Annotated in this window: 7 protein-coding genes; 3 read left to right on the forward strand and 4 right to left on the reverse strand. The window is 61.1% G+C overall.

Annotated features, from left to right (window positions below; genetic code table 11):
* Positions 1–71: 71 nt before the first annotated feature.
* Positions 72–206, reverse strand: a complete 135-nt coding sequence (locus tag P8014_RS20020; protein ID WP_337819101.1) for a hypothetical protein — start codon at positions 204–206, stop codon at positions 72–74.
* A gap of 236 nt (positions 207–442) precedes the next feature.
* Between P8014_RS20020 and P8014_RS20025 the strand changes: the two genes are divergently transcribed.
* From P8014_RS20025 to P8014_RS20035, 3 genes are all read left to right on the forward strand, one after another.
* The gene (locus P8014_RS20025) at positions 443–1195 is read left to right on the forward strand and encodes a glutathione peroxidase (protein ID WP_337819102.1); all 753 of its coding nucleotides are present in this window, start codon (positions 443–445) and stop codon (positions 1193–1195) included.
* A gap of 137 nt (positions 1196–1332) precedes the next feature.
* Positions 1333–2724, forward strand: a complete 1392-nt coding sequence (gorA, locus tag P8014_RS20030) for a glutathione-disulfide reductase (RefSeq protein ID WP_337819103.1) — start codon at positions 1333–1335, stop codon at positions 2722–2724.
* Positions 2725–2960: 236 nt separating this feature from the next.
* Positions 2961–3695: an SDR family oxidoreductase gene (locus P8014_RS20035; protein WP_337819104.1), complete on the forward strand. Its 735-nt coding sequence runs from the start codon at positions 2961–2963 to the stop codon at positions 3693–3695.
* Between the two features lie 157 nt (positions 3696–3852).
* Here P8014_RS20035 and P8014_RS20040 read toward each other — a convergent pair whose 3' ends face one another.
* The 3 genes from P8014_RS20040 to P8014_RS20050 form a co-directional block, all read right to left on the reverse strand.
* Positions 3853–4746, reverse strand: coding sequence for a LysR family transcriptional regulator (locus P8014_RS20040; RefSeq protein ID WP_337819105.1), 894 nt, complete (start codon positions 4744–4746; stop codon positions 3853–3855).
* A 387-nt stretch (positions 4747–5133) separates the two neighbouring features.
* Complete coding sequence (locus P8014_RS20045; RefSeq protein WP_337819106.1) at positions 5134–5826, reverse strand: cysteine hydrolase family protein; 693 nt, start codon at positions 5824–5826, stop codon at positions 5134–5136.
* Between the two features lie 33 nt (positions 5827–5859).
* On the reverse strand, positions 5860–6615 hold a 756-nt coding region (locus tag P8014_RS20050), incomplete at its 5' end, for a gamma-glutamyl-gamma-aminobutyrate hydrolase family protein (protein WP_337819107.1).

Raw genomic sequence — 6615 nt, forward strand, 5'->3', positions numbered from 1 at the left:
GTTGCCAGTTCTTCACCGGAATCGAAGATTCCGCGCCGACGACTGACCCGCTCGCGCCCAGATAGGTCCTCTCACTTGAGCGCCGTCCAGGCGCCCAGGCCGACCAACAGCCAAAACAGGCCCTTGACGGTATAGAAGGCCAACGCTGTCCAACCAAAGCGCTTGACCCAAAGCTTTACGCGATCACGCGTTTCCTGCCGCATCATTCATCCGCCCCCACATCACGAACTCTCCCATCCCTTCCGTCTGCCCGCGCACGGACTGCATAGAGGCCTGAAGTCTACAACCAAAATCAATTAAAAATTACTATTATTATTTTTTTAACAATCAATTTAATAAATCAAAGACACACCCTTAACCTGCTCATGTACCCACTGCGCAGGCAAGCGACGCGGCAAAGACTTCACACGGATTCACCGACATCAAACCAAGGAGAGACTCAATGTTCGATTCTCGCGAAGGCCAGCGCACTCCCAATGTCATATTCAAGACCCGCCACAACAACGACTGGGCGGACATGAATTCCGACGACATCTTCACCGGGCGCAACGTGGTGGTGTTCTCGCTGCCCGGCGCCTTCACCCCGACTTGCTCGTCCACCCACGTGCCGCGCTTCAACGAGCTGGCCGATGCGCTGCGCGCCAACGGCATTGACGAGATCGTCTGCGTCTCGGTCAATGACGCCTTCGTCATGAACGAATGGCGCAAGAACCAGAACGCCGAGAACATCACTTTCATCCCCGACGGCAACGGCGAGTTCACCGAAGCGATGGGCATGCTGGTGGACAAGAACGACCTGGGCTTCGGCAAGCGCTCCTGGCGCTACTCCATGCTGGTGCGCGACGGCGTAATCGAGAAGATGTTCGTCGAGCCGCAGGTACCGGGCGACCCCTTCGAGGTCAGCGATGCGGACACCATGCTGGACTACATCAACCCGCAGGCCGTCAAACCCGACGACATCGTGATCTTCACCAAGCCCGGCTGCCCGTTCTGCGCCCGCGCCAAGGGCATGCTGAACGACTACGGCTACACGTTCGAGGAAATCACGCTGAACCGCGAAGTGACCGTGCGCGCGGTGCGCGCCGCCGTCGGCCACGACACCGTGCCGCAGATGTTCGTCAACGGCGAGCTGGTCGGCGACTCGGACGCCATCGCAGCCTGGATCGAAGGCCGCGCGCAGCGCAAGGCCGCCTGACACTTCACCTTGAAACGCGCGAGGGGCGATCAGGCAAGGCGGAAACCGGCTAGGAAGCGGAGTGTACATGAGCATTCCGAGCCGGTTTCCAACGCAGCATCATCGCCTCGCAGCCGTTTCAATCGGAGGGACACCGCATGAACACGCATTACGACCTCATCGCCCTTGGCGGCGGCGGCGGCGGTCTGGCCGTCGCCGAGCGCGCCGCACAACTCGGTCGCCGCGTCGCTATTGTCGAGCCAAACAAGCTCGGCGGCACCTGCGTCAACCGCGGCTGCGTGCCGAAGAAAATCATGTGGTACGCGGCGAACATCGCCCACGCGGTGCACGACGCGACCGGCTACGGCGTGCGCGCCGAATTCGGCGGCGTCGACTGGGTGCAGCTCGCCGAGTCACGCGACCGCTTTGTGGCCGACATCAACGACTACTGGACCGACTACGCCCGCGAACTCGGCATCGACGTCATCCGCGGCTACGGGCGTTTCGAAGACCCGCACCGCATCGAGGTCGACGGGCAGACCTACACCGCGCTGCACACCGTCATCTCCACCGGCGGGCAGCCGCTGGTACCGCGCGTGCCCGGTGCCGAACTCGGCATCACGTCGGACGATTTCTTCGCCCTGCGCGAACAGCCGCACCGCGTTGCCGTGATCGGTGGCGGCCACATCGGCGTCGAACTGGCCGGCGTGCTGCGGGCGCTCGGCTCCGAAGTCGCCGTGATCGGCATGGAGTCGCGCCTGCTAGAGGCCTTCGATCCGCTGATCGGCGACACGCTGGTCGCGGCCATGCGTACGCAGAGCGTCTCACTGCACCTGCCCTTCCAGGTCGCCGCGCTCGAACGCGATACGGACAGCATCCGCGTGCGCTCCGCGCAGGGCGAAACACTGGTCGGCTTCGACACCGTCATCTGGGCCGTCGGCCGCGCCGCCAACACCCGCGAACTCGGCCTGGAAGCGGCCGGCGTCGCCGTGCAGCCCAACGGCATCGTGCCGGCCGATGCGCAGCAGCGCACCAACGTACCCGGCGTCTACGCCATCGGCGACGTCACCGGCCGCAGCCCGCTGACCCCGGTCGCCGTCGCCGCCGGCCGCCGCCTGGCCGAGCGCACCTTCGGGGAACAGCCCGATGCCGCCATGGACTACGACGACATCCCCACCGTGGTCTTCGCGCACCCGCCGATCGGCAGCGTGGGCCTAAGCGAGGCGCGCGCGGTCGAAGTGCATGGCAACGGCGTGACCGTGTACGAGACCGCGTTCACGCCGATGCGCTACGCACTGGTCGAGCACGGTTTACCCTCGGCGATGAAGTTGGTCTGCGTCGGACCCGAACAGCGCGTGGTCGGCATCCACATCATCGGCGAAGGCGCGGACGAGATGTTGCAGGGCTTCGCCGTAGCGCTGAAGATGGGAGCCACCAAGGCGGACTTCGACCGCACGGTGGCGATCCACCCGAGCAGCGCCGAGGAGTTGGTGACGCTCAAGCACGGGCGGCCGGCAGCCAGAACCGAACGTTGCGCGGAAGCGGCGTAACTGATTAGGGCAGGCGGCCGCATGTTGCCTGCCCTGCGGGTTAATCCTTTGATGATTCTCACGGCACTGATAAGGCACTTGACCATCGCCCATCCTGTGACTACCGATAAAACATCGCCAAAACCGATAGAAAGATTCGTAATTTCCCGTTTCCCCCGCAGCGCTTACGCAGGAAAGAATGCGAGGCAAGCGACAACTACCCCAGTCGCGCAAATCACACGGGAGATTTTGAAAGCATGGAAAGAGAAAATACGCAGGAACACGTTCTCATCGTCGGCGGCAGTTCCGGCATGGGTTTGGCCCTCGCCGAACGATTGCTGGCACGGGGCTCTGAAATCACCATCGTAGGCCGCTCCGAGAAAAAACTATCCCAAGCAAAACAGCACCTCAGAGGGGATACAAAACTTCACACTCTATCAACCGATATAACCTGCGAGGACGAGGTTGAGAGCCTTTTTCGGGAAACGGGGCCGCTTCACCACATTGTTTCGACCGCCGCCGACATCACGGGTGTCTATGTCCCCCTGTCGGAAATGGATACTCGAACCGCCCGTAAGGTGATGGACTCAAAAGTGATCGGACCGCTTCTGCTCGCCAAACACGGCGCTCCAAGCCTGAGCCACGGCGGTTCCATCACATTCACTTCCGGCATCGCGGCCTATCGTCCGGCCGCAAAAGGAACCGTTGTCGCCGCCGTCAACGGAGCGCTTGAATCGCTGGCGTATGCACTGGCGATAGAATTGGCGCCGATCCGAGTCAACGTCGTTTCTCCGGGCTGGGTCGACACACCAATCTGGGACGCTGTTGCAGGCGACGGCAAGGACGCTGCGCTAGACAGTATGGCCAAACGACTACCTGTCGCTCGAATCGGACAACCCGCGGATATCGCTCATGCCATAGATGCGCTAATGCACAACGGCTTCGTAACGGGCACCGTGTTTCACGTCGACGGTGGACAGCGCCTCATCTGAAGTGCCGCGCATAAGGACCCGCTGATGCGTGGTACGCGTGCGATCACCGCGTTGAGTGCTACTCGCGCGCGTACCACGCATCAGCGGGTCCCTCCCTACCCCTCACTACCGCGGGTATCGGCAGCAGCGTAACGACAATCAGACATTCGTGTCCGGCTCAGTCCCTGAGGTTCTCACGCGTCGTTGCAAGAAACTCGCGCAGTATGCGGGCCTGTATACGCCTTCGGCGCCAGATCACACTCAACGGAGTGGAAACCACGCCATCATTCCACGAACATGCGCCCACTTTACCGTCGGCTACGGCATCGGCCACGGCGACTCGCGGGACCAGTGCACAGCCATGCCCCACCTCGACCATACCCCTGATCGCCGCAATGCTCGAGAACTCACCGACGATAGACGGACGAACCTTCGCGGATGCGGGAAAAACCTCATCGAACATTCGCCGATAGACGCAACCCACTTCGGTAACGAGAAAAGGTTCATCGGCGAACTCGGCTGCGGTAAGTGCATCACTCCCGGCAAATCGATGGTTCGTCGGAACGATGATGACTAGCGGTTCAGCCGTCAACGCCTCGCCATCAAGCTCAGGGTCGTCTGGAGCGGGACCGAACATGAAACCCACGTCGAGCCGGCCCGATTTCACTTCATTGCGCAGGTTTTCACTACCGCTCGATTCAAGCCGAACTTCCGCCTTTGGAAATTGCCTGCAGAACTTTGCGACAGGCGCCACCAACCGCTTCGCGCACAGGGTTTCCAACCCTCCAACCGAGAGCGAGCCATCGACCAGACCGACAGCATCCTTCACAGCTCCTCGAGCCTCATCGGCGAGCGCAAGCATCTCAAGCGCGTATTCCAGCAGGCACACCCCAGCTGACGTCAGCGACAATTTACGTCCGGAACGATCGAAAAGCGCTACGCCAAAATCCGCCTCAAGAGATTGGATCTGCTCCGACACACTCGACTGGGCACGGTGAATCTGCGCCGCCGCGTGAGTGACGTTCAAGTACTTGGCGACGGCAACGAATGTTTCCAAGGTGCGCAGATTCATATCTTCAACAACCTTACCCCGATATGGACATTCAGATGACCCTATTCTTTCGCCGTCCCCCATTCTCGCCCTTCAACGGGGTATTGGTTCAATAAAACCCTCCGTCGACGGGCATGTTGAATAAGCAGCAGGTCGGGACCAGGTGACACGACCAATAAGCCCGTTGTTAACAAGGACACCGGTAATATAGAAACTCGATCATTTTTATTTTCTTTGGCTGTTGTGAGAGCGCGGATCAAATAGGTAGGAGAATCTGTTGTGAATCGCTGCCAATCCACTACACGCTTTCGAACTACACTTTAAATCAGAGGCAGATGTCTCAAAACCAGGTCTCGCAATAGCAAACGATAATCTTTCCAGGTCGACTGCCAAGCGATACGGTTCCTTCTACCACCCCAGTATTCCCAGTACATCGTCTGCCGATACCACCTGACAGTAGATATTGTTAATGATGGTCAGTTCGTGCTCGTGCAGTTCCTGACTGATCGCGGCGCAGCCGTCCTCGATCAGCACCACGTCGAAGCTTTCGTCGGCCAAGCTGCGCACCGTCGAGGCAACGCACTGATCGGTGAAAATGCCCGCGACGACGACATGGTAGATGCCCATGTTGTGCAGCGCCAGACGCAGATTGGTGCCGGTCAATGCCGAATCGGTGGTCTTGGTGACGACGACCTCGCCCGGCGAAGGCGCCACTTCCGGGGCGATCTGCGAAGCGAATTCGTCTTTGGGCAGCATGATGTTATTGAATCCCGGCCGACGCTGACTCAGCGAACGGTCACGGCCGTCTTCCGTCAGACAGGCGATGCGCGCGTGGAAGACGTCGCGCCCCTGCGCACGGAAGCGCTCCTGCAAACGTTTGACGGTCGGCAGCACAACCTCCTTCATGCGGCGGTCGAAGGGCTGCCAGCGTTCCCATTCGGCCAGATCGGCCTCGGGTACGTCCTCACGCCGCATAGGACGGTCGAAATATGTGTTCTGAATGTCGATCACCAGCAGCGCGGTACGCGCGGGGTCCAGATCGAGATCGGGAATCTCGGCATCCGCGTAATACAGCGAACGATAGGCGTTCTTCCAGTCCATGCATTCCCCCTTGGTAAAAACTTGGAAACTCGGTCACATCGCAACGGCGGGCCGCGCACGCAACGCTTCGGCCTGCTGCACGAGCACGTCGAACAGACGCTGCTGGAGCGGGTCGTTGGCGGCATTCAGTTCGGGATGCCATTGCACCCCGACCAGAAACGGGTGGGTCTCGTGCTCGAAGGCTTCGAGCACGCCGTCCGGCGCCCAGCCGACTCCGGCCAGCCCCTGGCCGAGTGAGGAAACGGCCTGATGATGACAGGAGCAGGCCGCCGACACGTATTCGGTGCCCAACCATACGGACAGACGACTGCTGCCGGTCAGGTGCACCTCGTGCGGGATGGTGCCCCACTCCGGCAGCACATGTGCCTGCTCCTCGCCGTAAACCTCCGGAAGGTGCAAGTGCAGCCGGCCACCCAGCACGACATTGAGCACCTGCATGCCGCGGCAGATGCCCAGCGTCGGCAGGCCACTGTCGATGGCCGCGCGGGCCAGCGCCAGTTCGGCGCGGTCGCGCTCGGGGCTGAGACGAAAGAACGGCCGCTGCGGCATGTCGCCCATCAACGTGGGGTCCATGTCTTCGCCGCCGATCAGAATGAGCGCGTCCAGGCGCTTGACGACCTCCGGCTGCGGCTTGCGCTGCGCCGGCAACCCGACCGGAATGCCTCCGGCGCGGGTCACCGCCTGCACATAGCCACGCGGCAGTTCGTAGCGTTTCGACGGCCGCGGACCGAATGTCGTAATACCGACCAGTACGGTCATGAAGCCCCCGCGCGGTAATACAGGTACTGC

Source organism: Acidihalobacter sp. (assembly GCF_037381185.1).
Taxonomy (GTDB): domain Bacteria; phylum Pseudomonadota; class Gammaproteobacteria; order DSM-5130; family Acidihalobacteraceae; genus Acidihalobacter_A.

What these genes read in the sequence shown, in the direction of transcription:
- P8014_RS20020 (WP_337819101.1), bottom strand. Translation starts at nt 206, where the DNA reads ATGATGCGGCAGGAAACGCGTGATCGCGTAAAGCTTTGGGTCAAGCGC.
- P8014_RS20025 (WP_337819102.1), top strand. Translation starts at nt 443, where the DNA reads ATGTTCGATTCTCGCGAAGGCCAGCGCACTCCCAATGTCATATTCAAG.
- gorA (WP_337819103.1), top strand. Translation starts at nt 1,333, where the DNA reads ATGAACACGCATTACGACCTCATCGCCCTTGGCGGCGGCGGCGGCGGT.
- P8014_RS20035 (WP_337819104.1), top strand. Translation starts at nt 2,961, where the DNA reads ATGGAAAGAGAAAATACGCAGGAACACGTTCTCATCGTCGGCGGCAGT.
- P8014_RS20040 (WP_337819105.1), bottom strand. Translation starts at nt 4,746, where the DNA reads ATGAATCTGCGCACCTTGGAAACATTCGTTGCCGTCGCCAAGTACTTG.
- P8014_RS20045 (WP_337819106.1), bottom strand. Translation starts at nt 5,826, where the DNA reads ATGGACTGGAAGAACGCCTATCGTTCGCTGTATTACGCGGATGCCGAG.